General features: G+C 64.9%; 1 protein-coding gene. It reads left to right on the top strand.

Annotation, left to right across the window (positions count from 1 at the left end; all coding sequences use genetic code 11):
• The coding region (locus AC07VL_RS28030) for an AMP-binding protein (RefSeq protein ID WP_494808755.1) at window positions 1–796 on the top strand (796 nt) is incomplete at both ends.

Raw genomic sequence — 796 nt, 5'->3', positions numbered from 1 at the left:
GCCGTATCGTGCGCCGGCCGGACGAGCGCATCGGTGAACTGTCGATGCTGGACGTGGAGGAGCGTACCAATCTGCTGACGGCCAGCCGGCCGCTGGCAGTGGCCTATCCGGTCGGCACGCTGGGGGCGCTGTTCGAGGCGCAGGTAGGGCGGACGCCGCAGCAACTGGCGGTGGTGTGCGAGGAAGATAGCCTGAATTATGTGGAACTGAACCGGCGTGCCAACCAGCTTGGTGCCTACCTGCGCCAGGTCGGCATCGGCCGGGAGGCTCTGGTCGGTATCTGCATCGAACGGTCGGTGGACATGGTGGTGGCGATCCTGGCGGTCTGGAAGGCAGGGGCGGCGTATGTGCCGCTCGATCCGGCCTATCCGGCCGCGCGCCTGGGGTATATGGTGAGCGATGCGGCACCGGCCTTGCTGCTGACGCAGCAGCACCTGCTGGCATGTCTGGCCGATGTGCCGGCCGTGCCGCGCCTGTGTCTGGATACGGACTGGGCGGCGGTGGAAGGGTTCTCGACAAATAATATTTCCCCAGTTGCCCAGCCGGCCAACCTGGCCTATGTGATCTACACGTCCGGTTCCACCGGGCAGCCGAAAGGCGTGGCGGTCAGTCATGCAACCGTGGTGAACCTGGCGCACACGCTCAGGGAGACGGTGTATCGCCACACGGGTGAACTGGCGGGCCTGAAGGTGGGCTTGAATGCATCGATATCGTTCGACGCGTCGCTGCAGCAACTGGTATCGCTGCTGTTTGGCGCGACCTTGTTCGTGCTCACGGAGCAGTGCCGTACCGATCC

The organism is Janthinobacterium sp. GW821-FHT03C08 (assembly GCF_059420905.1).
Note: the sequence above shows the minus strand (reverse complement) of the source record. Positions and strands in the feature narration are given on the sequence as shown.